Origin of the sequence: Kitasatospora sp. NPDC015120 (assembly GCF_043080305.1) — a bacterium.
Taxonomy (GTDB): domain Bacteria; phylum Actinomycetota; class Actinomycetes; order Streptomycetales; family Streptomycetaceae; genus Kitasatospora.
Genome location: NZ_JBIBVJ010000014.1, coordinates 143304 through 167927, shown reverse-complemented (window position 1 = coordinate 167927; position 24624 = coordinate 143304). Strand labels below are relative to the sequence as shown.

General features: G+C 70.6%; 23 protein-coding genes. 11 read left to right on the top strand and 12 right to left on the bottom strand.

Going from position 1 to position 24624, the window contains the following annotated elements; genetic code table 11:
• The gene (locus ACF1AK_RS27070) at positions 1 to 375 is read right to left on the bottom strand and encodes a hypothetical protein (protein WP_391501426.1); all 375 of its coding nucleotides are present in this window, start codon (positions 373 to 375) and stop codon (positions 1 to 3) included.
• A gap of 163 nt (positions 376 to 538) precedes the next feature.
• Here ACF1AK_RS27070 and ACF1AK_RS27065 point away from each other — a divergent pair, with 163 nt between their 5' ends.
• Positions 539 to 1354 carry a GntR family transcriptional regulator gene (locus ACF1AK_RS27065; RefSeq protein WP_391501425.1) on the top strand — a complete coding sequence of 272 codons (816 nt, stop codon included), beginning with the start codon at positions 539 to 541 and terminating at the stop codon, positions 1352 to 1354.
• Between the two features lie 140 nt (positions 1355 to 1494).
• Here ACF1AK_RS27065 and ACF1AK_RS27060 read toward each other — a convergent pair whose 3' ends face one another.
• The 3 genes from ACF1AK_RS27060 to ACF1AK_RS27050 form a co-directional block, all read right to left on the bottom strand.
• Entirely contained in the window at positions 1495 to 1980 is a 486-nt protein-coding gene (locus ACF1AK_RS27060; protein WP_391501424.1) for a hypothetical protein, read from the bottom strand.
• Entirely contained in the window at positions 1977 to 2453 is a 477-nt protein-coding gene (locus ACF1AK_RS27055) for a hypothetical protein (RefSeq protein ID WP_391501423.1), read from the bottom strand. Before ACF1AK_RS27055 ends, ACF1AK_RS27060 begins: the two co-directional genes overlap by 4 nt.
• A gap of 530 nt (positions 2454 to 2983) precedes the next feature.
• A complete protein-coding gene (locus ACF1AK_RS27050; RefSeq protein WP_391501422.1) occupies positions 2984 to 3307 on the bottom strand; it encodes a hypothetical protein in 324 nt (107 codons plus the stop codon).
• Between the two features lie 1186 nt (positions 3308 to 4493).
• Here ACF1AK_RS27050 and ACF1AK_RS27045 point away from each other — a divergent pair.
• A complete protein-coding gene (locus tag ACF1AK_RS27045) occupies positions 4494 to 4754 on the top strand; it encodes a GntR family transcriptional regulator (RefSeq protein ID WP_391501421.1) in 261 nt (86 codons plus the stop codon).
• A gap of 107 nt (positions 4755 to 4861) precedes the next feature.
• Here ACF1AK_RS27045 and ACF1AK_RS27040 read toward each other — a convergent pair whose 3' ends face one another.
• The 3 genes from ACF1AK_RS27040 to ACF1AK_RS27030 form a co-directional block, all read right to left on the bottom strand.
• Positions 4862 to 5152: a hypothetical protein gene (locus ACF1AK_RS27040; protein WP_391501420.1), complete on the bottom strand. Its 291-nt coding sequence runs from the start codon at positions 5150 to 5152 to the stop codon at positions 4862 to 4864.
• Positions 5153 to 6167: 1015 nt separating this feature from the next.
• The gene (locus ACF1AK_RS27035; protein ID WP_391501419.1) at positions 6168 to 6647 is read right to left on the bottom strand and encodes an NUDIX domain-containing protein; all 480 of its coding nucleotides are present in this window, start codon (positions 6645 to 6647) and stop codon (positions 6168 to 6170) included.
• An 881-nt stretch (positions 6648 to 7528) separates the two neighbouring features.
• Positions 7529 to 7780 (bottom strand): hypothetical protein, encoded by a 252-nt coding sequence (locus ACF1AK_RS27030; protein ID WP_391501418.1) that lies wholly within the window; start codon positions 7778 to 7780, stop codon positions 7529 to 7531.
• A gap of 106 nt (positions 7781 to 7886) precedes the next feature.
• On the opposite strand from ACF1AK_RS27030, the gene ACF1AK_RS27025 reads away from it, so the two are divergent.
• The 3 genes from ACF1AK_RS27025 to ACF1AK_RS27015 all read left to right on the top strand — a co-directional run bounded on the left by ACF1AK_RS27025 (position 7887) and on the right by ACF1AK_RS27015 (position 10319).
• Positions 7887 to 8717, top strand: coding sequence for a helix-turn-helix domain-containing protein (locus ACF1AK_RS27025; protein WP_391501417.1), 831 nt, complete (start codon positions 7887 to 7889; stop codon positions 8715 to 8717).
• On the top strand, positions 8635 to 8916 hold the full coding sequence (locus tag ACF1AK_RS27020; RefSeq protein ID WP_391501416.1) for a DUF397 domain-containing protein: 282 nt from the start codon (positions 8635 to 8637) through the stop codon (positions 8914 to 8916). The genes ACF1AK_RS27025 and ACF1AK_RS27020 overlap by 83 nt, the downstream gene beginning before the upstream one ends.
• 509 nt (positions 8917 to 9425) lie before the next feature.
• Positions 9426 to 10319, top strand: coding sequence for a hypothetical protein (locus ACF1AK_RS27015; RefSeq protein ID WP_391501415.1), 894 nt, complete (start codon positions 9426 to 9428; stop codon positions 10317 to 10319).
• Between the two features lie 50 nt (positions 10320 to 10369).
• On the opposite strand, the gene ACF1AK_RS27010 is transcribed toward ACF1AK_RS27015, so the two are convergent.
• Both ACF1AK_RS27010 and ACF1AK_RS27005 read right to left on the bottom strand, forming a co-directional pair.
• Complete coding sequence (locus ACF1AK_RS27010; RefSeq protein ID WP_391501414.1) at positions 10370 to 11026, bottom strand: TetR family transcriptional regulator; 657 nt, start codon at positions 11024 to 11026, stop codon at positions 10370 to 10372.
• An 8-nt stretch (positions 11027 to 11034) separates the two neighbouring features.
• Positions 11035 to 12600: an MFS transporter gene (locus ACF1AK_RS27005; RefSeq protein WP_391501413.1), complete on the bottom strand. Its 1566-nt coding sequence runs from the start codon at positions 12598 to 12600 to the stop codon at positions 11035 to 11037.
• A gap of 308 nt (positions 12601 to 12908) precedes the next feature.
• Here ACF1AK_RS27005 and ACF1AK_RS27000 point away from each other — a divergent pair, with 308 nt between their 5' ends.
• Positions 12909 to 13451, top strand: coding sequence for a hypothetical protein (locus tag ACF1AK_RS27000; protein ID WP_391501412.1), 543 nt, complete (start codon positions 12909 to 12911; stop codon positions 13449 to 13451).
• Here ACF1AK_RS27000 and ACF1AK_RS26995 read toward each other — a convergent pair.
• Positions 13422 to 14096 carry a hemolysin III family protein gene (locus ACF1AK_RS26995; protein WP_391501411.1) on the bottom strand — a complete coding sequence of 225 codons (675 nt, stop codon included), beginning with the start codon at positions 14094 to 14096 and terminating at the stop codon, positions 13422 to 13424. The genes ACF1AK_RS27000 and ACF1AK_RS26995 overlap by 30 nt on opposite strands.
• A gap of 284 nt (positions 14097 to 14380) precedes the next feature.
• On the opposite strand from ACF1AK_RS26995, the gene ACF1AK_RS26990 reads away from it, so the two are divergent.
• Entirely contained in the window at positions 14381 to 16222 is a 1842-nt protein-coding gene (locus ACF1AK_RS26990; RefSeq protein ID WP_391501410.1) for a phosphoenolpyruvate carboxykinase (GTP), read from the top strand.
• A gap of 193 nt (positions 16223 to 16415) precedes the next feature.
• On the opposite strand, the gene ACF1AK_RS26985 is transcribed toward ACF1AK_RS26990, so the two are convergent.
• The gene (locus ACF1AK_RS26985) at positions 16416 to 17630 is read right to left on the bottom strand and encodes a pyridoxal phosphate-dependent aminotransferase (protein WP_391501409.1); all 1215 of its coding nucleotides are present in this window, start codon (positions 17628 to 17630) and stop codon (positions 16416 to 16418) included.
• A 264-nt stretch (positions 17631 to 17894) separates the two neighbouring features.
• Between ACF1AK_RS26985 and ACF1AK_RS26980 the strand changes: the two genes are divergently transcribed.
• A complete protein-coding gene (locus ACF1AK_RS26980) occupies positions 17895 to 18611 on the top strand; it encodes a prepilin peptidase (RefSeq protein ID WP_391501408.1) in 717 nt (238 codons plus the stop codon).
• 123 nt (positions 18612 to 18734) lie between these two features.
• On the opposite strand, the gene ACF1AK_RS26975 is transcribed toward ACF1AK_RS26980, so the two are convergent.
• Positions 18735 to 20354, bottom strand: coding sequence for a chitinase (locus ACF1AK_RS26975; protein ID WP_391501407.1), 1620 nt, complete (start codon positions 20352 to 20354; stop codon positions 18735 to 18737).
• 421 nt (positions 20355 to 20775) lie between these two features.
• Between ACF1AK_RS26975 and ACF1AK_RS26970 the strand changes: the two genes are divergently transcribed.
• The 3 genes from ACF1AK_RS26970 to ACF1AK_RS26960 all read left to right on the top strand — a co-directional run bounded on the left by ACF1AK_RS26970 (position 20776) and on the right by ACF1AK_RS26960 (position 24392).
• Positions 20776 to 21570 carry an isoprenyl transferase gene (locus ACF1AK_RS26970; RefSeq protein WP_391501406.1) on the top strand — a complete coding sequence of 265 codons (795 nt, stop codon included), beginning with the start codon at positions 20776 to 20778 and terminating at the stop codon, positions 21568 to 21570.
• A 251-nt stretch (positions 21571 to 21821) separates the two neighbouring features.
• Positions 21822 to 23156 carry a PhoH family protein gene (locus ACF1AK_RS26965; RefSeq protein WP_391501405.1) on the top strand — a complete coding sequence of 445 codons (1335 nt, stop codon included), beginning with the start codon at positions 21822 to 21824 and terminating at the stop codon, positions 23154 to 23156.
• A gap of 465 nt (positions 23157 to 23621) precedes the next feature.
• Positions 23622 to 24392 carry a transglycosylase SLT domain-containing protein gene (locus tag ACF1AK_RS26960; RefSeq protein ID WP_391501404.1) on the top strand — a complete coding sequence of 257 codons (771 nt, stop codon included), beginning with the start codon at positions 23622 to 23624 and terminating at the stop codon, positions 24390 to 24392.
• Positions 24393 to 24624: the final 232 nt, after the last annotated feature.

The following is a 24624-nucleotide window of genomic DNA, read 5'->3' as shown; positions in this document are numbered from 1 at the left end:
TCACTCCGAGCCCCCACCAGTGGCGCGGGGGTCGCCGGTCTGCCGGGCCGGTCGCGCCGGGGGCGGGGCCGCAACCACCGAGTCCGCCCGGTAGGACAGACCCGTACGCCCGTTCATCTCCCACCAGAACGCTTCCAGGCCCACCAAGTTCACGACCTGACCGACCATCACGCCAGCAGGTTCACCGCTCACCGCCACCTCGATCAGCGCAGTCCGCCGCCCCTCCGGGCGCACCGCCACCCCGACCGTCCACACCGGAACCCCGTCGCGGTCCGCCTTGACCTCACCCGTCTCGGGAACGGTCTTAGCCTCCACGGAAACGCACAGAGCCACACCCAGCCGCCCGGCGTCCAACGGGAGATTCTTCAAGGTCATGCCCTACCAACCCCTCCCGGACGACCCCCAGATTGGTAAGTCGTCATGATGAATTGTGCGGGAGGTCGATGATGAGCCCACTTGACGCCGGACGCAAGGGCAATCATCCTGACGACTGCTGATTTCAGGTCTCGGTACGCGCCCTGAGCAGCGCGGATGTCCGTTGGAAAACGAACGTGGCGGGCACGAACGACCCAACGGTAAAGGGGCAGAAGTGGCGGTTGTGAAGGGGCAGGCCCTCTACAAGCAGGTGGCACGCGAGATGCGCAAGGCCATCGCACGTGGCACGTGGACACCAGGCGAGAAGATCCCGACCGAGGACAAGCTCACCGCCCTCTACGGAGTCTCCCGCCCCACCATCCGCCAAGCCGTCGCCGAGCTGCGTGCTGACGGGCTCTTGGACGTCCAGCAGGGGCGCGGGACGTTCGTCCGGGGGCCACAGCCGGAGCACAACGCGACGATCAACATCGAGCGCACTGTCATCTGCAACGGCGACCAGTACCACTGCCCGGCCGGCTGGCAGGACGCGGAGGAGCCCACCGTCTACCGCGTCCGACTGGAGCCCAGCGCGGCGGCAACCCTGGAGACCGACGAAGGGGAGGCCGCCTTTCTCGTTCAGCGCCTCTACACCCACGAGTCCAGCGGGGTCCGCGCCCGCTACTCAGGGCTCCTGCCCATGGAGCAGATCACCAGCACCGTGCTCGCCCAGCGGCCCGAGGTCTTCAACACCGACGCCTACGCCGCACTGGCCGCAGCACACGGCCCGATCGAATGGCACGAAGGTGTCAGCGCGCGCATGCCCAATCCCGACGAACGCGCCGCTCTCCACGTCCCCGAGAACACACCGCTACTCGTCTCCCAGCGCGTCACCCGTACCCAGGCCGACGCCCGCCCCCTCATGCTGGAAACCCTCACCATGACCGGAGCCGCCACCCAACTTACGATCACCCACCGCCCCGTCAACCGAGAGCGCATCTGAGCAAGATTCGATGAAATATACGGTGACGGCACCGAGAACGGCGGCCCGCCCTTTGCGAGCGGACCGCCGTTCAATGTTCACAAGTCGCTAGCCCGTAGAGTCGGCCGGTCGAGATGTGAACGACGCTTTATCGCCCTCGACTAGGGCAGCGGCTCCAGGGGTTGCGCATTAGGCACGACAGCCGGACTGGCCTGCTGTCCAGGAACGGCTGGTGCGCGACCGGACGCCCGCCGACCCTGACCAGCGGAGCGTTGCCGAAGAACGAACAATGACGCAACGCCAAGCATGGTGGGACCGGCAAGCGTCACAGCCAATACTGCTTGCCCGTTGATCGCTTCGATAACCGATCCAACAAGCATTCCAGCGCACAGCGTAAAGCCAGCAGCGAGGCCAGTCATGTAGAGGCGATAGGAGCGCTGCGCGTGCCGCTCCTCCGCTTCCCGTGCCGAAATCCGCTCCTGCTCCTCCATGTCGGCGCGCTTCATCCGCAGCTCGTGCGCACGCTTGAGTTCCGGCTCAAGCGCCTTCAGCGCGGCGGTCAGATGTTCCGGTGGGAGCTTTCCCCACTCCAGGGCGATGTCTAGGCCACTCAACTCGTTGCCGGCATTGCGTCGTGCCATCATCACTGCCGCCCGCCCCCATCGCCAACCAATACCACTTCCGAATCTCCGGCCTGTGACATCGGAGGCGGCCCAAGGGTGCGAAACAACGAATCCAACCCCTCGGCTAGATGGCTTGAAGCTAGCGACGAATCCGGATCACTAGCCATTCGAACAAGATCCGCATCCCGCTCGCCGAACTGAGTTGGAAGCTCTTCGAAATCCCCGTGGAAATCCCTACGAGATTCAATGTAGTCCCACAATCGGGCGGAAGTCGTATCGAGGACGACATGCGCAGACAGGGATCCAACGGCGAAGGGTCGATCAAGACCCGTCGGGGAAACTTTAAGAACTTTACCGTCAGGGTGGGCAATTGCATAACTCCCAGTAACGGTAACGCTGGCAAAATCCTTTGCCCTTGCCCGCTTGGCGCGCGCGACCCAAAAGGCGAGGAGGGAAGACGCCGCCCCTACGCCAAGGCCCAAGATCGTCTCAAGCATCGTCCTCCCCGGACCCATCGACCTACCCGCAGCCTTCCCAGATTCTCCGAGGTGGGTACGGACAGGCGCAAGCGAATCACCGAACCCGGTGCAGTGCGTCTACCATGCTGACCCCATGGCGGCGCAGCTGAAGCAACTTCACCCGGGCCGCCGCCCAGTAAGATCCGCCGAACCGAACTTGGCAGCCGACCAGCCGCCCCAGGGTTCGTCGCCCCCAACGCTCCGTGCTGACGGTCGTCGCCCACACGATCAGCATGCCCCACATTGGTAGCGGCCGTGCCAGCCACAGACGGGGCAAGCCGCCCGACCCAACCGACTCCCGAACGGCCTTTGCCGGACTGTCGAATAGTTTCTTCACTCGCTCAAGAGGCGGCGCACAGCGCCGCCGGTCGCCTTTGGCGCCCCGGCCGGGCTGCGGCCTGACGGCCGGTCCCGGCCGGGCGCCAGGCGCCCGACGGCCGCGCGCCCTGGACCATGATCCACTGGCTGCGCTCGATGGGGGCGCGGACCTTCGTGGCATTCTGAAACGATCAGTTAATGGCCGGCGCATCAGGGCCGGGATCGTTGCCGCTGCTGTCCCGGGCGACCATGCGGTCGAGCGCAACGCCCAGCTTCCGCGCACCCGAGAGCGTTCCTCTCAGGAACACCACCCCGTGACCGTCGTCCGACCAGCCTGCCTGCGCCTTGACCTGATCAACGCCCTGCAACCCGAGCGCCGCGAGCACCGAGTTCAGATGGATCGCTGCCGCCCTCGCCTCCAACCAGGCGGCTTCATAGTCCACCCCTTCAACCGTCGGCCCGCCGCCAAGGAAGACGTCCCCGCTCTCGTCGCCGCCGTCACGCCAGTTCGACATGCCTGCCGCTCCCCGTATACCCGTCTGAGCACCCCCGCGCCGATGGGCATCGGCTGTCCGAAAATCGATACCACACGCCACCGACAGCAACACGGCCATACGGTAAACAGACAGGCGACGGCCTCGGGACGCAGGCCTTCCGAGGCTTCCCAACGGCCTATCGAGCCGTCCAAGTTACTCGCAGTCGCCGGTCACCGCTACTGTCTCAGCCACGACCAGCCACCCCTACCGCGGTCTCAGGCAGCCGAAAGCCCCGCCCGGAGGTGTTCCGAGCGGGGCACGTCGGGTTCGGCTAGGAGCAGCTTGGCGAGCACACCCACCTGGTGAATCCGGGGCCGGTCGCTGCTTCCTGGTGTCCGGCCGCGACCGGGCTTACGGCTTCATTCCCGCAGCGGGCGCAGAAGACCGGACCGACGCGCGGCCAGGCTTCCCCGAGCGCGTTCACGTGGCCGCCTCCGTGGAACGGAGTCAGTGCGCAGGGAGACGCGCAACCAGGGCGCCGAGCACCGCACACAGGCTTTCGAGTGGTCGCTGGGGCCATCACGCCACCGCCCCAGTGAGGCGATGCGCACCCTCATAGGAGTACCCGGGATCGGGCAGCCCCTTGGACGCCGCCACGAGGGCACGCCGCCGATCACCCCGACGACGCTCTTCGTCCCGCTCCCACAGCGGAACCACGTTCACCGGCTCCGGCTCCGGCCCCTCGGGACCACGGATGGCACGCCGCTCCCGTTCGGTCACCGTCGCTTCGACTTCCTGTCGAGTGGGGCTAAGAGGCGGCAAGGACATCGGCACGGGCAGTGCGGGATGGTGGGGGGCCTGTTCGGTCCGGGGCGGAGCCATGGTTGGGCGGCGGTGGTACGCGGGGGCCTGGAGCCCGTCCAGGGTGATCCGGATGGGGTCCGCGCCCGCCCGGTGACGCCCCTTGGGGGTGACCTTGGCGGTGAGCCAGAGCGCGAGGGCCGTAGCTGCGACCAAGCAGCCGGCAGCGCTGACGCACCAAGCCCAGAAGGTAGAGTTAGACATGTCGAGTGCTCCCATAAGCATTCGGCGCAGACCCCCGGCGCCGGGCCTAATCGGCGGCCGGGGGTTCTTTCGTGTTCCACGATAGGCCCACTCCTCTAAGTTCTCTACCCCTCCACTCACCTAAGTAGAAGGATGCGGACCACCTCTCTACGCTGGCGCCATGCCTGATCGCCCCCGCCGAGTGCCGCCCTACCGTCTTGCTGCTGCCGAGCTGGCCGCCGAGATTCGCAGCGGTGCCTACGATCAGGGCGAGCCGTTTCCGTCCGAGACGGTTCTGATGGCTCGCTTCGGGATGGCTAACATGACAATTCGCCGCGCGCTCGAAGTACTCCGGGAGGAAGAGGGGCTGATCACCACGCGGTGGGGCAAGGGGTCGACAGTCGTCCCGCCTGGTGAGCGGCCGGAGCCGAGGACGAAGTAAGCCCCGTCCTGCCAGAGTTCACCAGCGGGACGGGACCCAAGGGCGCGCGGTAGGCGGGGGGTCGAAGTCCCATCGAAACCGCGCCCCGATCTCACCCTATCGGCGCCCTAGAGGCCCTGCGGGCACGGGATCCCGTCCGCTGTCCGAGGGCACGCGATGAGTGCGCGGGAGACGTACTGAGAATTGTTCGGGTACCACCCCCAGACAACGTCATTCCCGGCCGACAGCGAGAGCGTGTCACGGACGTACTGAAGGCGCGCGTCGTCGCTGCTACCGTACGACTCCGGGTAGGGGTACTGCGCCAGCTCGCCGGCCATCCAGTCGACCGCCTCATCTACGGTCTTGAACGTCCCCCGGATCAAGCGCGGCGACTTACGGAGCCAGTACTTGATCTCCATCGGCGGCAGGTCGTCATCATTCGATTTGCTCTCGGCCCGTTCTCGGCCGATCCACCCGTACGCGTGCCAGTGCGCCACTCTGTGACATCCCCTCAGACGGTCCGCCGGACCGCCTGGTTGTCCAGATCGGGCGGTCCGGCGGGTTCAGTCATGTCAGGCTAGCGAGTCAGGCCCCGTACTTCCTGCCGTCGTCGCTGTCGCCCGGCTGCGGGTTGCTGCCCTTGCCGTCGTCCGGGCTCTCGTCGGGGTCGTTCCGCAGGTCCGTGATCTCGTTGCGCACAGTGTCTCCCTTGTTCGAAGGGTCGCCCTCGCGAACGCGAGGGCGGGTTGTGCAAACCCGCCCCGCAGCGTGCTCCTGGCTCGGCGGAGCAGGGGAATATGGGGCCTCGTCCCGACCTGATGGCGCATCAGGTCGCGCCTACCGTGCGCACCCCTGTACGCGCAGGTCAATAGGGCCTGAGGCCCCGCCCCCGATCGTCCGCGTCCGTCCCGACACGTCACCGGGGGCGGGGGGTTGTGCACCCGTCCAGCTCTATGCAGGTAGCCGGCGGTTGGTGCCCGCCCCGCTGCTGGCAGCCATAGCAGCACCGGGGCGGGGGTCTAGGGGGTGAGACGCAACGCGCACTTCAGCGACCACCGGACGGCCTCACCGTTGGCGTTGGCGTGCTCGAATGTGACGACGGTCTGTGTAACCGCCCAACTCACCGGGTCGTACTTCCGCGTGCGGCGGACGAACGTGCCCCGGCGTCCGTCGGGGTGCACGTAGAGTCCGAACCGAGGCGGCAGTGCGAGGTCATCCACGCATCCGCCGTACTTCCGCCACGGGCACTGACAGGCGCTGTCGTGGTCTTCGAACTCCCGGCTCCAGACGCCACTTTCGACGCTCTCATACACGTCCGGCCCGGCAACGTCGATGAAGCGCACCCGAGGTACCGGCATGACAACTTGTCCTTCTGATAGGCCCGCCCTGGGAGGATTCTTCCCCGACGTCCGCCAGGGCGGGGGCTCATGGGAACTATGCGATCGCCGGCCTGCCCTCGTAGAGCAGCGGGAACCGGCAGTTCCGGACGGCGGCTGCAACGGCCGCCCGGACACGCCGCTCCATGAACGGTTCGCAGTAGTCGGAGAGCTGGTCAAGCGGCACCCAGGCGAGGGCGCGAAGCTCCCCGGCGGCCGTGACCGGCAGCGAGAGCGCCGCAGCGTCCTCGGGGGTCATCCGTCCACCGTCGCACACGATGTTGATCCCCTCGGGGGAGCCGGTGACAGCGTCGGCCGGGACCTGGTCCTCGGTCAGTCCGTGCGTAACCACCAGGCTCAGGCCCAGTTCCTCTTGCACCTCTCGGCGCGCCGCCTCGGACACGGACTCCCCGGGGTCGGCACCGCCACCGGGAAGGATCCAGCCCTCGCGGTACGTCGGGTGGACCAACAGCACCTTGTCACCCGCTTGGGTGAGGATGAGGACCGTTGCGCCGAGCCGGCGGCGGGGGTGCTCCATGACTGACAGCCTCCGAGAGAGTAAGAGCCCGCCCCGGGAGCGGGCAGCGCTTCCAGGGGCGGGCCGATGGTGGGGGGTGCCCCGCCGGCCGCGTGTTCCGAGACGCAGCAGGCGAGGCGGTCCGTGCCCGGCACAGCCCCAGGGTGGGCACGGAGATCGGGGCCCGCCCCGGCCGATCATCAGAGCCGGGGCGGGCGGGCGCTCACAGGATGTTCCGGTCCTGGAGCGCCGAGGACCCGGAGAAGGGAGCTATGTCCCCTCCCCGGGGGGCGTGGGGTGCCCGCCCGCCCCAATCAGTTCCTTGCACCTTGGGGCGGGCGGTTGCTCGCGAACCTGTGCGACCTCACGTCCGCGAGCGGAAGCCCGGAGGACAGCACGCCGTAAAAGACCGCCTCCGGGGGTGTGTGCGACCCCGCCCGTCCCAACGTGGGGGCCGGAACAGGCAGGGCCATCCCCCATAGCCGACACCCTGACGGGTGGGGGGATACCCGCCGCTGCACCAACATCGGAGACCGGTGCACGGCGGGAGTCGTAGGGACTAGCCGCTGTGGAGGCCGGCCCTCGGTTGGGCACTCGGCTCCAGGGTCCTGGACGCGGGCGCCGGGGGAGGCACGGGGGGCTTGGGAGGGGCGGGCGCGAGGTCGGGCTCGCTCGGCATCGTGGCTCCGTTCCTTGCTACGCGGTGACGGAATCGTTGTTGTTGTACAAGCTGACCCTCAGATTGCTTCTGTGGATCCAGCGAGCTGCGTGTCTGAAGCAGTCGGCGCAGAGCGGCAACGTGCTGCCCCAGAACTCAACTGCGGGTGCAACCTCAGTCCGTTCGTTGCAACGGAAGCAACGCCCGATCTGCCAACCAGGTGGAGGCAGGACGTCCGCCTCAATCACGCCACGCTGCTCACCGACTGCGGGCCACGCCCGCGCGTACGGGTGTTCAACTCGTCCACTGCGATCGCCGGTTCGATCTCGCTGTGGCATGTCGTCCACTCGACACCACCGTCCGCGCGGCGCAGGTAAACCTGTCCGCCAACGGTGCCCATGTAGACCCCGTTCCTGCTGTTCAAGCGATCACGAACCTGCTCACCAAGCTTCGGGTAGTAGTCCGGTCTGGCCGGCTCCCTCGGCTGTGCAGCCATGGCCGCTCCCTTCCGTAGTCAGATCGCTACCGGATGACACAACTGTGGCGTAGAGTCCGAGGCCTCTTCAACCCGTTCAAGCGCGAAGGAAGAGTCAGTAACGATCATGAACCGCAAGGATCTTGACCCTTCAAAGTCCCCCGCCGCAGCCTTTGGCGCTGAACTGCGCAGGCTGCGAGAGGAGAGGGGGTGGACCCAGCAGGATGTAGCACGGCTCACCCAGTACTCATCTGTACATGTGTCCGCAGTGGAGACCGGGCGAAAGCCTTCAACTGAAAAATTTGCAAGAAGACTTGATCATGCGTTCGAGCTGGCGGGCCACTTCGAGCAGGAGTGGCGAAGGGGGCGGGGGTCCGTACTGCTCGACGGGTTCCGGGAGTACCTCCGGAACGAAGCGGCTGCCGACAGGATCGACCTGTTCGAGATCAACGTCGTCCCCGGTCTCCTTCAGACCCGTTCCTATGCGCAGGCCTACCAGAACGCCCGCGTCCGTCGAGGACGCGCAACCCAGGAACAGGCTGACGCGCGAACCAATCTGCTCATGACGCGGCAGGCGCGTTTGACCGAGGCAGGGCCACGCATTCATGCCGTGATAGATGAGGGGTGCTTGCGCCGCACCATTGGGGGCCCGGCGGTCATGCGGGAACAGCTGCTTCACCTGGAGTCGCTGGCAGCACACCCGCAGGTCATCATTCAAGTCTCGCCGTTCTCGCTTGGCGAAGATCGGCCGTTCGCGCACCCGGTGACCTTGCTGACCATGCCCACGGGTGCCGTGCTTGGTTACGGCGAGATGCAGCGCCGAGGGTTCCTTGAGCGCGACTCGCGCACGCTGGCGGTTTGGGCCGGTGAGTACGATGAACTACAGGTTGAGGCCCTGTCGAAAGCGTCTTCAATCGAGTTCATCCGGCACGTTCGACGAGGGATTGAGAATGGGTGACCTACTGACAACGGCCACATGGCGCGCGTCCAGCTACAGCGCACAGGAGGGACAGTGCATCGAGGTGTCGGACAGCCTTCCTGGCGCTGTCCCGGTCCGGGACTCGAAGGACCCTGAGGGCCCCGCGCTGGTCTTCCCGGCCAACGCGTGGCGCGCGTTCGTCAACGCGGTACAGGCAGGCGAGTTCGGCGCGATTTGAAGGCCCGCCCCAGGCGTCTCGCTGGCAGAGACCCCACCGCAGTCGCCGCAGTGGGGTCTCTAACTATCTGCGGCAGCGGAGGCGAAGGCTCCCTTGTCGGACGGCTGCCGCGCTCTGGCTAGGGCCGGTTGCGGGAAGCTTTACGCACCCGCCGCTGGCGGGGCCCGCGTCGGGCAAGACCGGGGGGCCACTCGGCCAAATTGCGGTCAGGCCCAAAGAGCCCTGACCGAGTCGCAACAGCTTACGGCCCCCCGGCCATGCCCGACCCCACCACCGGCAGGACCCCGCCCAAAGCTTCCCGCCCCCTCGCGACCCAGCTTGCCGGCCGACCGGTCCGGGCCCCCACCCCGAGGCCCGGACAACAGACAACCCGCAGGCTGGCGCGCCTGGCGGGTGAAGTTATCGAAACTACATCGGCCATACCATTGCGCGGACTACAACTACTACGTGTCCAACGGCACGTTCTCCTGGACCCACTCCCTGTACCGGATCGGCGCGTGAGGGGCGACATGAGCAGCATGCGCAAGGCCGCGGTCCGCCGCGGCGCGGCGGCCGTCCTGCTCGCCGCCGGCCTGGGGCTGGCGCTCGCGCCGGCCGCGTCCGCCACCGGTCCGGCCGGTCCGGGCGGGTCCTCCGGTCCGGCCGGTGCCACCGGGGTGCCCGAGCCGGTGCCGGCCGCGGAGCTGGCCCGGGCCCGCAGCGCGGTGCAGAGTCCGGCGGTGCTCGACCAGGTGGGCCGCTTCTTCGCCCGCAAGGGCGTCCCGCCCACCGGACGGCTCGCTCCCGGTGCGGCCGGGGAGGCGGAGGCCGCCGCCACCGCGCCCCGGCTGGCGGGGGACACCGTGCCGGTGTACACGCTGGACGCCGCCTTCGTCTCCGGAACGCCGGGCGCACCGGTGGCCCGCGCCGAGTTCGCCGCGAGCCGGGTGGTGGCGGCCGACGGCCAGGTCGCCTCGGTCTGGACGGTGAAGCAGGACGGCGGCTGGCGGGTGGTCAACATCGCCACCGGCGGTGACGAGGGCGACTACGCGGCGCGGGCGGCCGACGGCGGCGGCGGGACGGCGTTCCGCGAGCCGCAGATCAACGCCTGGTACGTGCTGCGGGACGGCCGGGTGCTGCCGCTGGACGACGAGGCGCGCCGCTCGGTCGGCGAGTCCGGGGTGAGCCTGGCCGCCTACCAGGGCCTGGTCCGGCAGCGGTACGGCGACAAGCTGCCCGGCTCGGCGTACGACCGGGCGGGCCGGGGCGGTGGCTACGAGCCCGCCGCCCCGCAGCCGGCGGGCGGCACGGCGCTGCCCGCGGCGACGGCGGCCGCGGCCCTGGGCGCCACCGCGCTCGCGGGCGCGGGCGTGGCCCTGCGGCGGCGGGCCGGAGCGCCGGCGCGGCGCCGGACCGGCGGGTGACGGCGGCGGGGCCCGGTCACCGGACCGGGCCCCGCCGGCGGGCGCGTCCGCTACAGACCGGCGAAGCCGTCCTCCAGGACGGCGAAGGCGCGGTCGACCAGTTCGGCGATGTCCTCGGCGCCCTCGGACTCGGCCCACCGCAGCACCGCCTCGGTGGTGACCGCGGCGAGCGCGGTGGCGGCGACCCGCATCGTGAAGGTCGGCTCCGGGAGGCCGGAGCGCCGGGTCAGCACGGTGAGGTAGAGCTGCCGCGGGTCGTTGGCGTTGTCCAGCACCCGGGCCCGCAGCGCCGGGACCTCCCGGACCAGCCGCATCCGGACGAGCATCTCCTCGCGCTCGTGGTCCATCAGGTGCCGGATCAACCCGATGACGGCCTCCCGGCAGGAGCGCAGAAACGGTTCGTCGGAGGGGCGGGCGAGCAGGGCCTCGATCATCGCCGGGTCGTACTCGTCGGTGAGGACGAGGTCCTCCTTGGTCGCGAAGTACCGGAAGAAGGTGGACGGCGAGACCTCGGCGGCGGCCGCGATCCGGTCCACCGTGGTGTTCTCGTAGCCCAGTTCGGCGATCAGCCGGTACGCCTCGCGGCGGATGGCCTGGCGGGTCTTCAGCTTCTTCCGCTCGCGCAGCGACAGCGGCGCCTCCAGCATCGCCTGGATCGGGTTGCCCGGTCCCGTCGGAGGTGCCGCTGCCGGCTGCGTCGCGTTCATGTCTTCGATTATCCGCGATCGGCCGCGGGCACCGCGGTGGCTCCGGCGGGCGGCGGCCCGGCCGGTTCGACGGCGGGCATCCGCAGCGCGACCAGCACCGCCGACAGCGCCGCGATCACCCCGGAGACCAGCAGCACCACCGTCATCCCGTGCACGTAGGCGCCGTGCGCGGAGGCGGCCAGCGCCGGGTCGCCGGCCGCGGCGGCGACCGCGTCCGCGGCGACCACCGACCGCCCGGCCTGCTCGGCCGCGCCCGCCGCCAGCCCGCCGGTGTCCAGCGCGCCCCGGTAGGCGTGGGCGAGCAGACTGCCGAAGACGGCCACCCCGATGGCCCCGCCGACCTGGCGGAAGGTCTGCAACAGTCCGGAGCCCACGCCGGCCCGGGCGGGCGGCAGCGTGAGCAGGGCGGTGGCCTGCGCGGTGATGAGGGACAGGCCCATGCCGGTCCCGAGCAGCGTGAGCCAGAGGGCGGCGAGGCCGTAGCCGTCGGACGCCTCCGTCCGGCTGCCGGTCAGCAGGGCGACGGCCAGCAGGGCCAGCCCCAGGACGATCACCGTCCGGGGGCTGCTGCGGGCGACCAGCTTGTCGCTGAGCCGGGCGGCCACCATCAGGCCGAGCATCATCGGCATCAGCCGCAGACCGGTGCCGAAGGCGTCCGCGCCGAGGACGCTCTGGAAGTACAGCGGGAGCACGAAGAACGCGCCGAACAGGACCAGCGACACCAGCGTCGCGGCCACCGTCGACCAGCGGAAGGCGGCGTCGGCGAGCAGCGACAGGTCGAGCATCGGGGCGTCGCGGCGCCGGCTGCGCAGCACCAGCAGGGTGAGCGCGAGCAGCGCGCCGCCGACGGTGCCGAGCACCAGCGGGTCGGCCCAGCCGCGCTCGGGGCTCTCGATGATGCCGTAGGTGAGCGCGGCCAGCCCGCCGGCGCCGAGCAGGGTGGCGGGCACGTCGATCGGGGGAGCGGCCGGGTTGCGGGTCTCCGGCAGCAGGACGGCGCAGGCGGTGATGCCGATCGCCACCAGCGGCAGGTTGATCGCGAAGACCGCGCCCCACCAGTAGTGCTGGAGGATGAAGCCGCCGATCAGCGGGCCGAGCGGGGTGCCGACGGCCAGCGCCGCGGCCAGGATCGCGGTGGCCCGCCGCTGCTCGCCGGGCGGGAAGAGCCCGGGGATCACCGCCATGGACATCGGCATCACCAGCGCGCCGGCCAGGCCCATCGCGGCGCGGGCGGCAATCAGCGTGTCCGGGCTGTCGGCGAGCATGCCGACCGCGGAGGCGAGGCCGAACAGGGCGAGGCCCAGGGTGAGGGTGAAGCGACGGCCGAAGCGGTCGCCGATCAGTCCGGCGGGGAGCATCACGGCGGCGAACACCACCGTGTAGGAGTCGACGATCCACTGCTGCTGCCCGGTGGTGGCCTGGAGCTGCGAGGCCAGGGTGGGCAGGGCCACGTTCAGGACCGTCATGTCGAGGCTGATCACCAGGACGCTCAGCGCGACCGCGACGAGCGCGAGCCAGCGCCGTGGGTCCGGGCCGGGCGGGGCCGCCTGGCCGTCGTCGGGCGGAGTGGACACGGGGGACCTCCGGAAACCTGGAAAGGAGTCGCTGTCAAATGACAGTAACTCCCAAAAGATGGCGGCCGTCAATGCCGGGCAGCCGCCAACGGTTCGTCACGCTCCGTGACGTGTCCTGGAAGTGTGCGTTCCGCACGGGGAATTGACGCAACGTTGATCTGTCGTTCGCTGCTTTCGGGCGGTTGCGGGTGACTGACGGTAGATACGATGTGGCCGTCGGTCAGTGCGGGCCGATGCGTGCCGAGAGCGGAGAAGGGGTGGGGCGGCAGGGGCCGACCACGAGCCCGGCGCAGGAAGGGGAAGCCGAAATGGCCGTTCGGGAGTCGGGTGCCCAGATCTGGGGCGCCGCGGTGGTGGTGGGCTCGGCGCTGGCCGTGGTCGCGGCGTATCTGATCCACGGCGCCGCGCTGGTGCTGGTGGTCGCCGGGATCGAGGTGCTGCTGCTGATGGTCTACGTGGGCCGCCGCTGGAGGCTGCTCCACCAGGCCCCGGATCCGGAGCGCCGGCCGGCGCCGCGTGCGCACCGGACGGCCGGCGGCACGGTGGACGCCGCGCACTGCGAGCGCTGCCGCCGGGCCCGGGAGGCGATCGACGCGCGCCAGGCCGGGCGGCCGGTCCGCGCCCCGTACGCCCACGAGCGCCACGACCGGCCGCGCGAGCGCCGGCGCGACGCGGCGCGCGAGCGGGCGCCGTACGAGCGGACGCCGCACGAGCGGGCCCATGAGCGCCCGGTCCACGAGCGCCCGGTCCGGGAGTGGACGGCGGAACGGGCGGCCGCCCGGTCGCACGACCGGCCGACCGCCCGTCACGGGGCGCCGGGCTCAGCCGGCCGCGCTGTAGGCCACCAGTGAGACTCCGACGTACTGCGTGATGAAGGCCCCGAGGGTGAAGGCGTGGAACACCTCGTGGAAGCCGAACCAGCGCGGTGACGGGTCGGGCCGCTTGAGCCCGTACACCACGCCGCCGATGCTGTAGAGCACGCCGCCGACGATCATCAGCACCAGCACGGCGACGCCGCCGGCGCGCAGGAAGTCCGGCAGGAAGAACGCGGCGGCCCAGCCCAGCGCGAGGTACACCGGGGTGTAGAGCCAGCGCGGCGCGCCGACCCAGAAGACCCGGAACGCTATCCCGGCCAGCGCACCGCCCCAGACCGCCCAGAGCAGCACCTGCCGGGCGGCGCCGTCCAGCAGCAGGATGGTGAACGGGGTGTAGGTCCCCGCGATGATCAGGAAGATGTTGGCGTGGTCCAGCCGGCGCAGGACCGCGTCGCCGCGCGGGCCCCAGTGGAAGCGGTGGTAGACCGCACTGACGCCGAAGAGCAGCCAGGCGCTGACGGAGTAGATCGCGCAGGCGATCCTCGCGGGGCCCGGTTCGGCCAGGCAGATCAGGACGATCCCGGCGGCCACCGTGGCGGGGAACATTCCGGCGTGCAGCCAGCCGCGCCACTTCGGCTTGGTCTCCGCACGCTCCGTGCTCTCCAGGAGATCAGCAGTCATGAGCGGCATGCTACCCGCTACCTACGGCTCCGTAGGTTACTGGGTCGTAGGAAGTGGCGCTCATCACGACTTGGACGTTTTGGAGTATTGGATCGAGGGGGTGCGGGCCTCCGGGAGCGTCGGAGGGGCCGCCTTACTGGCCGGTAATCATCCGTACTGTAGTAAAAGATGCGTCAACTCTGCCGATCTGCCGCGTTGAAGCCTAGGGTCCGGAGCTACGCTGCAAGCACCCTCAACCCCCGCTACGCCGTCTCCCCGCCGGGATGGCGTGAAACGGAGCGATCGTGTCGAACGAGAACTCGGCTGCTCTCAGCGCCGCGCCCACCCGCCACCAGCGCCTGCTGGCGTGGGTGAACGAGATCGCGGAGCTCACCCAGCCGGACCGCGTCGAGTGGTGCGACGGTTCCGAGGAGGAGTACCAGCGCCTCGCGGACCTGCTCGTCGCCCAGGGCACTTTCAAGAAGCTCAACGAGGAGAAGCGACCCAACTCCTACTACGCCGCCTCGGACCCCTCGGACGTGGCGCGCGTGGAGGACCGCACCTTCATCTGCTCCGAGCAGGAGAAGGACGCCGGCCCGACCAACCACTGGAAGGCTCCCGCCGAGATGCGCGAGATCTTCCAGGGCGAGCAGGGCCTGTTCCGCGGCGCCATGAAGGGCCGCACCATGTACGTCGTGCCGTTCTCGATGGGCCCGGTCGGCTCCCCCCTGGCCGCCTACGGCGTCGAGATCACCGACTCCGCCTACGTCGCCGTGTCGATGCGCGTGATGACCCGCATGGGCCGGGCCGTGCTCGACCAGCTCGGCGAGGACGGCGACTTCGTCAAGGCCGTGCACACCGTCGGCGCCCCGCTCGCCGAGGGCCAGGCCGACGTGCCGTGGCCCTGCAACAGCACCAAGTACATCTCGCACTTCCCGGAGACCCGCGAGATCTGGTCCTTCGGCTCCGGCTACGGCGGCAACGCCCTGCTCGGCAAGAAGTGCTACGCGCTGCGCATCGCCTCGACCATGGCCCGCGACGAGGGCTGGCTGGCCGAGCACATGCTCATTCTGAAGCTCACCCCGCCGGCGGGCCCCGCCGGCGAGGCGGAGCCCACGTACGTCGCCGCCGCCTTCCCGTCCGCCTGCGGCAAGACCAACCTGGCGATGCTCCAGCCCACCATCCCGGGCTGGAAGGTCGAGACCATCGGCGACGACATCGCCTGGATGCGCTTCGGCGCCGACGGCCGGCTGTACGCCATCAACCCCGAGGCTGGCTTCTTCGGCGTCGCCCCTGGCACCGGTGTCGACACCAACGCCAACGCGATCGACACCCTCTGGGGCAACACCGTCTTCACCAACGTCGCGCTGACCGACGACGGCGACGTCTGGTGGGAGGGCCTCACCGACGAGAAGCCCGCCCACCTGACCGACTGGCGCGGCAACGACTGGACGCCGGAGTCCGGCACCCCGGCCGCCCACCCGAACGCCCGCTTCGCCGTCCCGGCCGCGCAGTGCCCGACCATCGCCCCCGAGTGGGAGGACCCGGCGGGTGTGCCGATCTCGGCCATCCTGTTCGGCGGCCGCCGCGCCACCGCCGTCCCGCTGGTGACGGAGTCCTTCAACTGGCAGCACGGCGTCTTCCTCGGCGCCAACATCGCCTCCGAGAAGACCGCCGCCGCCGAGGGCACCGTCGGCGAGCTGCGCCGCGACCCGTTCGCGATGCTGCCGTTCTGCGGCTACAACATGGGCGACTACTTCGCCCACTGGCTGGAGGTCGGCGCCCGGGCGGACGCCGGCAAGCTGCCGAAGATCTACTACGTCAACTGGTTCCGCAAGAACGCCGAGGGCAAGTTCGTCTGGCCGGGCTACGGCGAGAACAGCCGCGTGCTGAAGTGGGTCGTCGAGCGTCTGGAGGGCACCGGCGCGGGCGTCGAGACCCCGATCGGCGTGCTGCCGACCGTCGAGGGCTTCGACCTGGACGGCCTGGAGCTGTCGAAGGAGGACCTCGACCTGCTCTTCACCGTCGACGCCGACATCTGGCGTCAGGAGGCCGCGCTCGTCCCGGCCCACCTGGAGATGTTCGGTGAGCACACGCCCACCGAGCTGTGGGACGAGTACCGAGACCTGGTCGCCCGCCTCGGCTGAGCCTGAGCCTCAGCAGGAGCGGTAAAGAGGCCGGCGCGCTGCACGAACCGCGCGCCGGCCGGCGACAGGACGGCCGGAGCCCCGGTGGACGATCTTTCCCCGACCAAGGAGATCGCCCGGACCGGGCTCCGGCCGTAGCTCTTCCCGGCGCGGCCCGGCCACGGCTCTTCCCCGGCCCGCCCGGCCGCCCGCCCTACGGCTGGGTGTAGCCGCCGAGGAAGGCGCCGATCCGGGTGACCGCGTCGGTGATCTCCTCCGCGCGCGGCAGGGTGACCAGCCGGAAGTGGTCCGGCTCCGGCCAGTTGAAGCCGGTGCCCTGGACGAGCAGGATCCGTTCGGCCCGCAGCAGGTCGAGCACCATCCTGGCGTCGTCCTTGATCTTGAAGACCTTGGGGTCCAGCCGGGGGAAGGCGTACAGCGCGCCCTTCGGCTTCACGCAGCTGACCCCGGGGATCTCGTTGAGCAGCCGGTACGCGGCGTCCCGGGACTCCAGCAGCCGGCCGCCGGGCAGGACCAGGTCCCTGATCGACTGCCGTCCGCCGAGCGCCGCGGCCACCGCGTGCTGGGCCGGCATGTTGGCACACAGCCGCATCGAGGCGAGCACGTTCAGGCCCTCGACGTAGCTGCGGGCGCGGGTGCGCTCGCCGGAGAGCACCATCCAGCCGGAGCGGAAGCCCGCCACCCGGTAGGACTTGGACAGGCCGTTGAAGGTGACGCAGAAGAGGTCCGGCGCCAGGCTGGCGAGCGGGACGTGCTCGGCGTCGTCGTAGAGGATCTTGTCGTAGATCTCGTCCGCGTAGATCACCAGCCGGTGCCGGCGGGCGATCCCGGCCAGCCCCTCCAGCACCTCGCGCGGATAGACGGCGCCGGTCGGGTTGTTGGGGTTGATCACCACCAGCGCCCTGGTCCGGTCGGTGACCTTGGACTCGATGTCCGCGAGGTCCGGGTACCACTCGGACTGCTCGTCGCAGCGGTAGTGCACGGCGGTGCCGCCGGCCAGCGAGACGGACGCCGTCCACAGCGGGTAGTCCGGGGCCGGGACGAGCACTTCGTCGCCGTCGTCCAGCAGCGCGGTCATCGCCAGCTGGATCAGTTCGGAGACGCCGTTGCCGAGGAAGACGTCCTCGACGTCCAGGCCGTCCAGGCCGCGCTCCTCGTAGTGCATCACCACGGCGCGGCGCGCGGAGAGCAGCCCCTTGGAGTCGCCGTAGCCGTGCGCGGTGGAGAGGTTGCGCAGGATGTCCTGGAGGATCTCCGGGGGCGCGTCGAAGCCGAACAGCGCGGGATTGCCGGTGTTGAGCTTCAGGATGCGGTGGCCCTGGTCCTCCAGCCGCATCGCCTCGTCGAGCACCGGACCGCGGATGTCGTAGCAGACATTGGCGAGCTTGCTGGACTGGATGACCTGCATGCCTGCCTACTTTAGGGGTACGAACGGGCTCCTCGGCGCGTGTCGCCGCACACCCGCGGGACCGCTCGGAGGGCACCGTTCCGCTCCGCCTTCGATCAGGAGGCGCAGCCCCCGGCCCGCCTTGTGGATCGGCGCCCGGGTGCCCGGAACGGCGCCGAAGACGAGGACTCGCGGAGGGGTGCCGTCCGGAACGAGACGGACGGCACACTGGTGCGGGCGCCGCCGGCCGTCGGCGACCGCGTCAGGGGACGGAGGGGGCGGGCCGTGATCGCGAGCGCGCTGGGAGCGGTACTGGCGGGGCTGCTGGTGGCACCGGCGCTGCGGGGACTGGTGGTGCGCTACGCCGTGCCGCCGGACGAACCGTGGTGCCTGGCCTGCCCGTCCTGCGGGCACGGGCTGCGCGGACTGCCGCCGACCGGGCGGTGCCCGGGCTGCCGGACCGGGCTCGGCCCCGGCCCCTGGCGGGTGGAGGCGGTCACCGCGGCCGCGGCCGCCGCCGCACTGGCCGCCGCGCACCCGGCGGACGCGCTGCTGCTGCTCTGGCTGGCCGGGCCCGGTGTGGTGCTCGGCTTCACCGACGCCCGGGTGCACCGGCTGCCCTACCCGCTCACCTGGACGCTGGCGGCGGGCCTCGCGGTGCTGCTGACGGGCGTGCAGCTGGCGCAGGACGCCCCGGGGGTGCTGCTGCGCTGCCTGCTGGTGGCGCTGGCCGCCGGGGTGCTGTTCGAAGTGCCGGTCCAGCTGGGGCTGGTGGGCGCGGGGGACACCGTGCTGGCGCTCGGCCTCGGCGCGCTGCTCGGCCGGTACGGCTGGTCCGCCGCCTTCGCCGGCCTGGCCGCCTTCGTGCTGCTGGCGGGGCTCTGGTCGGTCGGTGTGCTGCTGGCCGCCCTGGTGCGCCGCCGTCCGGTGCGCGGCCGGGAGGTGCCGCTGGGGCCGTTCCTGCTGCTCGGCACCCTGCTGGCGGTCCTGGGCCACTCCTGAGCCGCCGGGCCGGGGAGCCCTTCCGGCCCCGGAACGCGAACGGGCCCGCCGTACCGGTCAGGTACGACGGGCCCGCCGCCGACGCGCAGGCCCCACCCTCAAGGAGCGGCGCGCCGGGGGGAGTTACGGCATCTGGTGGACGAACGAGCCGACCGTGTTGGCGAAGGCGTTCCCGTTCACGGAGTCCCAGTTGGTGGACCAGGTCATCGCGCCCCGGATGGTCGGCCACTTGGCCGGCGGGACGAAGCTGCCGCAGTTCTTGCCGGTGGCCAGGCAGTCCAGCGCGTTGTTGACGACGCTCGGCGCGACGTAGCCGCCGCCGGCCGCCTTGCTGGAGGCGGGGACACCGATGCCGACCTGGTCGGGCCGCAGCCCGCCCTGGATGTGGGTGCAGATCTGCGAGGTGATGAAGTCGATGGTGCCCTGGTTGTAGACCTTGCCGTCGCAGCCGTTCATGCCGCCCGAGTTGTAGAACTGGGTGTTGACGACGGTCAGGATGTCCTTGGTGTTCAGCGCCAGCTGGAAGTAGGCGCCGGCGGTGGAGTACATCCCGATGGTCTCCGGGGCCATCGTCAGGACGAAGCTGGAGCCGATCTTGGCCTGGAGGCTGTGCAGGGCGTTCGCCATGTGCGTCGCGTTGACGCCGTTCTCCAGGTCGATGTCGATGCCGTCGAAGCCGTAGTCCTTGATGACGGCGTAGGCGGTGTCGACGAAGGTCTGCGCCGCGGTGGCGTCGTTGACCGAGATGGCGCCGTTCTGGCCGCCGACCGAGATGATGACCTTCTTGCCGGCCGCCTGCTTGGCCTTCACGTCGGCACGGAACTGGGCGTCGGTGTAGCCGCCGAGGCCGGCCGAGAGCTCCGGGTCCAGCTTGAAGGTGATGGCACCGGCGCGGTTGGGGACGGCGTCGGCGAAGGACACCGCGATGATGTCGTACGCGGCCGGGACGTCGCCCAGCTTCTGGAGGTTGTTGCCCTTGTTGTCGAAGTTGTGCCAGTAGCCGGTGATGGCGTGCTTCGGCACCCCGGTGTTCGGGTTGCCGGTGGACGTCGCGGTCGGCGTCGGGGTGACCGTCTGGGTCGGGGTGGGGGTGACCGTCTGGGTGGGGGTCGGGGTGACGGTCTGGGTCGGCGTGACGGTCGGCGTCACCGTGGGGGTGACGGTCGGGGTGGGGGTGACCGTCGCGGTCGGGCTCGGGGTGACGGGCCCGCCCGGGCCGCTCAGCACGACGTCGTCGGCGAGGAAGGCGCTCTGGCCGTACCAGCCGTGCAGGTAGACGGTGATGCTCTTGGCGCTCGCACCGGTGGTGAAGGTGGTGGAGAGCTGGTTCCAGCTGTTCTGGTTGGACCAGACGCTCGGGTCGGTGCCGCCGGTGCCGCGGGCACCGAGGTAGGCGTACGGGCCCTGGACCCAGGCGCTCAGGGTGTAGCTGGTGTTGGGCAGCACGCTGATGGTCTGGGTGCACTCGGCGGTGTCCCCGGCGCTCGGGGTGGCCTGCAGCGCGCCCGAACCGGAGTGGACCGGCGTGGTGACGGCGCTCGCGGCGCCGGCGCAGACCCAGCCGCTCAGCGAGCCGTCGAAGCCGCCGTTGGCGACCAGGTTCCCGGCGGCCGCGTTGGCCCCGCCGGCGAAGAGGGCGAGGCCGGTGCCGGCCAGGGCGAGAGCGGTGGCGCCCGCGGCGAGGGCCGGGACGGGGCCGCGGCGGCGCTTGTGCGACACGGGCCGGTTCAGCGTACGGGCCATGGAGGTGCGCTCCTGTGGGGGAGGAGCGGCCGCCGCGGTGGGGGGCGCGGCGGCCGCGTGTGGGGGAGGGCATTGCGTCCGAAGTACTGCCTTGACGAGGGCGGTCCGGTGTTCTGTTCCGCCCTGGGAACAAAAGCTGGACTAGACCATTGGGGGTCGTCAAGCATTGAACCGTCGGCTTACGGATTCCTTAAGGAATCGGAGACCGTTCCGTATCCGGCCGCCGGCCGTTCCCCGGAGCGTCCCCGCAGCGCCGTTCCGGCGCGTTCAGGCCACCGCGGACGCGCCCGCGGGGACAGACTTCGTACAGGACCGTGACCCTCCCGCGACCAGCGGCTTTCCCTGCCGCCACGGCGCGGGAGTAGGCTGCGCCGGGGGTTCTGAAGCACCCGGTGAAGTGAGCACGGAGGGGCCGAAAACCATGGGTCTGCGCGATGTCGTCGAACGCACGCCGGGTCTGCGCGTCCTGCTGGACGGGATGTACGGCCTCTACGGACGCCGGGTCGAGGTGCACCTCGCCCGCACCCCGCACCACATCGGCGTGATCCTCGACGGCAACCGCCGCTGGGCCCGCGCGACCGGCGGCTCCACCGCCTACGGCCACCAGCGCGGCGCCGACAAGATCAGCGAGTTCCTCGGCTGGTGCGACGAGACCCACGTCAAGGTCGTCACCCTGTGGATGCTCTCCACCGACAACCTCGACCGTCCGGCCGACGAGCTGGTCCCGCTGCTCGGCATCATCGAGGACGCCGTCACCAACCTCGCCGCCGCCCGCCGCTGGCGGATCAACCCGGTCGGCGCACTGGACCTGCTGCCGCAGCACACCGCGGACGTCCTGAAGCGGGCGGCCGAGGAGACCGCGGGCATCGAGGGCATCACCGTCAACGTGGCCGTCGGCTACGGCGGCCGGCACGAGATCGCCGACGCCGTGCGCTCGCTGCTCCAGGAGCACGCCGGCCGGGGCACCTCGATCGAGGAACTGGCCGAGATCCTGGACGTCGAGCACATCGCCGAGCACCTCTACACCAAGGGCCAGCCCGACCCGGACCTGGTCATCCGCACCTCGGGCGAGCAGCGGCTCTCCGGCTTCCTGCTCTGGCAGAGCGCGCACAGCGAGTTCTACTTCTGCGAGGCGTACTGGCCGGCCTTCCGCAAGGTCGACTTCCTGCGGGCGCTGCGCGCCTACGAGCAGCGCAACCGGCGGATGGGTCTCTGACGGAGGGCCGGAACGTCCCGGGCGGGCGGGGCCGGCGTCCCGGGCGAGCGGGATTGACCACCGTAGGGGCTGGCCTACCCGGCTGCCGGGCAAGGCCAAACGTTCACCCGCAATGATCCGTCAGTTCTCCGAGGGCGCGAATGCACCGCCCCCCGCCTGGGAATACTCCGGTCAGACCGGCCCCGAGGCCACCGGGGCAGCGGGGGCCGGCTTGCCGCGGATGACGCAGGGTCATCCGCCCTGGAGGCCTAGTGGTCAGTTCCAAGAGCCGCCGGACACCAGACCGGCGCACGTACGTTCTCGACACCAGTGTGCTCCTGGCGGACCCGCTCGCCATGACCCGCTTCGAGGAGCACGAGGTCGTCCTCCCGGTGGTCGTGGTCACCGAGCTGGAGGCCAAGCGGCACCACCCGGAGCTGGGGTATTTCGCCCGCCAGGCGCTGCGACTGCTCGACGACTACCGGATCCGGTACGGCCGCCTCGACGAGCCCATCCCGGTCGGCGAGCTCGGCGGCACCATCCGGGTGGAGCTCAACCACTCCGACCCGTCGATACTGCCGGCCGGCTACCGGGCCGGTGGCGGCGAGGCCGACACCCGGATCCTGGCGGTGGCCCGCAACCTGCAGGCCGAGGGGTACGACGTCACCGTCGTCTCCAAGGACCTGCCGCTGCGGATCAAGGCGTCCTCGGTCGGCCTGCTCGCCGAGGAGTACCGGGCCGAGCTGGCGATCACCTCCGGCTGGACGGGCATGGCCGAGCTGCACGTCCCGGCCGAGGACGTGGACGCGCTGTTCGCGGCCGGCCACGAGGCCGGGGTGGACGTCGACGGCACCGCCGAGATGCCGGTGCACACCGGACTCGTGCTCACCTCCGAGCGGGGCAAGGCGCTCGGCCGGGTCACCGGCGACGGGCGGGTCCGGCTGGTGCGCGGCGAGCGCGAGGCCTTCGGCCTGCGCGGGCGCAGTGCCGAGCAGCGGGTGGCGCTGGACCTGCTGCTCGACCCGGAGGTCGGGATCGTCTCGCTGGGCGGCCGGGCCGGCACCGGCAAGTCCGCGCTGGCGCTGTGCGCCGGCCTGGAGGCGGTCCTGGAGCGCCAGCAGCACCGCAAGGTGATGGTCTTCCGGCCGCTGTACGCGGTCGGCGGCCAGGAGCTCGGCTACCTCCCGGGCACCGAGACGGAGAAGATGAGCCCCTGGGCCCAGGCGGTCTTCGACACCCTCTCGGCGGTCACCAGCCCGGACGTGATCGAGGAGGTCATCTCCCGGGGCATGCTGGAGGTCCTGCCGCTGACCCACATCCGCGGGCGTTCCCTGCACGACGCCTTCGTGATCGTGGACGAGGCGCAGTCCCTGGAGCGCAACGTCCTGCTGACGGTGCTGTCCCGGATCGGCCAGGGCTCGCGGGTGGTGCTCACCCACGACGTGGCGCAGCGGGACAACCTCCGGGTCGGCCGCTACGACGGCGTGGTGGCGGTGGTGGAGAAGCTGAAGGGGCATCCGCTCTTCGCGCACATCACGCTGACCCGCTCGGAGCGTTCGCCGATCGCCGCGCTGGTGACGGAGATGCTGGAGGACGTCAACCCGTGAGCCGTTGACATCCGGCTCAACCGGACCATTCGGGCATGACCGGACAGAAGCGTCAATCCCTGGCACGGGGCCCGTTCCTGACGGAGCGGGCCCCGTCCTTTTCATCACATCGAGTGCTTTCCGTCCGGCGAACGCCGGTTCGGTGAATGTGAGATCCGCCACGCAACGGGGAATTGCGTCGACAGGTCCCCGTGCGGCATGGTGAGGGTTCTGTCAGGCCCCGCGTACGGCATGGCAGGGCTTCCGGAAGGCCGGGAGTCCGGCCCGGACGGTCCGCCAACTCCGGTCGGTGGACGCACAAGTGAAGACCGAGAGCCGTACGCCGCCCGATCACAACGCCCGGTCGCCTCACCTCGGCCGGACGCCGGGTCAGTACCTCCCGTGACCAGCACCGTACGGAGGGCAGCGCCAAGGGGCATGTTGCGCCCGTACGGTCACGCGTGGGCGATGCTGGAAGGAATCCATGTGACTCGGATCTCGGTCCGGGGAGTTGCTGTCGCCTCCGCCACCGCCGTCACCGCTGTCGGTGCCGTCGTCGGCATGGCCTCGGGCAGCGACGGCAAGACGACGCAGACGGTCGACGTCGCCGGCGCGACCCTGCTTGCCGAAGTCCCCTCCGGCGCCCAGGCGCAGACCATCAGCGACAACATCGGTACGCAGGCAACCGCCCAGCAGGCCGCCGCCGACGCCGCCGCCAAGGCCGCCGCCGAGCAGAAGGCCGCCGAGGAGGCGGCCCGCCAGCAGGCCGCCGCCGAGGCCCAGGCCAAGGCCGACGCCGCTGCCAAGGAGGCCGCCGAGGCGGCCGCCAAGGCCGAGGCGGAGAAGGCCGCGAAGGCCGCCGAGGAGAAGCGCAAGGCCGACGAGGCCGCCGCGAACCGCTCCAAGGCGCGCTCGGCGATGGCCGCCACCGACAGCACCGCGTCCGCCCCCGCGGTCTCGGTCAGCCCCGGTTCGGTGCAGGAGCTGGCCCAGCAGATCGTCGGCAACGACGCCCAGTTCCAGTGCTTCAGCCAGATCGTGAAGCGCGAGAGCGGCTGGAACTACACCGCCACCAACAAGAGCTCCGGTGCGTACGGCCTGGTCCAGGCGCTGCCCGGCTCCAAGATGGCCTCGGCCGGCGCCGACTGGCGCACCAACCCGGCCACCCAGATCAAGTGGGGCCTGAACTACATGAACAGCCGCTACGGCAGCCCCTGTGGCGCCTGGTCGTTCTGGCAGTCGCACCACTGGTACTAGGAACACCGCCGCGGCCCCCGGTCACGCTTCCGCCGTGACCGGGGGCCGCGGTGTTCGCGTCGGCGCGGTGTCCGCGACGGCGGCCGCCGCCCGGGAGCGGGCCGCGCCGCCCGGGCCGCGCTGACCAGTGCGCCTGCGGGCGGTGCGGTCCTGGGTGCGGACGCGGGGACGGGGAGGGGTCCTGGTAGCTCCCCGCGCCGGCCGGTCCGCCGACAGATGGCTCCGTGTTCCC

Excerpts from the sequence above, each read along its gene's own strand:
- ACF1AK_RS27070 (WP_391501426.1), bottom strand. The coding sequence starts at position 375 with ATGACCTTGAAGAATCTCCCGTTGGACGCCGGGCGGCTGGGTGTGGCT.
- ACF1AK_RS27055 (WP_391501423.1), bottom strand. The coding sequence starts at position 2,453 with ATGCTTGAGACGATCTTGGGCCTTGGCGTAGGGGCGGCGTCTTCCCTC.
- ACF1AK_RS27050 (WP_391501422.1), bottom strand. The coding sequence starts at position 3,307 with ATGTCGAACTGGCGTGACGGCGGCGACGAGAGCGGGGACGTCTTCCTT.
- ACF1AK_RS27045 (WP_391501421.1), top strand. The coding sequence starts at position 4,494 with ATGCCTGATCGCCCCCGCCGAGTGCCGCCCTACCGTCTTGCTGCTGCC.
- ACF1AK_RS27040 (WP_391501420.1), bottom strand. The coding sequence starts at position 5,152 with ATGGAGATCAAGTACTGGCTCCGTAAGTCGCCGCGCTTGATCCGGGGG.
- ACF1AK_RS27035 (WP_391501419.1), bottom strand. The coding sequence starts at position 6,647 with ATGGAGCACCCCCGCCGCCGGCTCGGCGCAACGGTCCTCATCCTCACC.
- ACF1AK_RS27030 (WP_391501418.1), bottom strand. The coding sequence starts at position 7,780 with ATGGCTGCACAGCCGAGGGAGCCGGCCAGACCGGACTACTACCCGAAG.
- ACF1AK_RS27025 (WP_391501417.1), top strand. The coding sequence starts at position 7,887 with ATGAACCGCAAGGATCTTGACCCTTCAAAGTCCCCCGCCGCAGCCTTT.
- ACF1AK_RS27020 (WP_391501416.1), top strand. The coding sequence starts at position 8,635 with ATGAACTACAGGTTGAGGCCCTGTCGAAAGCGTCTTCAATCGAGTTCA.
- ACF1AK_RS27015 (WP_391501415.1), top strand. The coding sequence starts at position 9,426 with ATGAGCAGCATGCGCAAGGCCGCGGTCCGCCGCGGCGCGGCGGCCGTC.
- ACF1AK_RS27010 (WP_391501414.1), bottom strand. The coding sequence starts at position 11,026 with ATGAACGCGACGCAGCCGGCAGCGGCACCTCCGACGGGACCGGGCAAC.
- ACF1AK_RS27000 (WP_391501412.1), top strand. The coding sequence starts at position 12,909 with ATGGCCGTTCGGGAGTCGGGTGCCCAGATCTGGGGCGCCGCGGTGGTG.
- ACF1AK_RS26995 (WP_391501411.1), bottom strand. The coding sequence starts at position 14,096 with ATGACTGCTGATCTCCTGGAGAGCACGGAGCGTGCGGAGACCAAGCCG.
- ACF1AK_RS26985 (WP_391501409.1), bottom strand. The coding sequence starts at position 17,630 with ATGCAGGTCATCCAGTCCAGCAAGCTCGCCAATGTCTGCTACGACATC.
- ACF1AK_RS26975 (WP_391501407.1), bottom strand. The coding sequence starts at position 20,354 with ATGGCCCGTACGCTGAACCGGCCCGTGTCGCACAAGCGCCGCCGCGGC.
- ACF1AK_RS26970 (WP_391501406.1), top strand. The coding sequence starts at position 20,776 with ATGGGTCTGCGCGATGTCGTCGAACGCACGCCGGGTCTGCGCGTCCTG.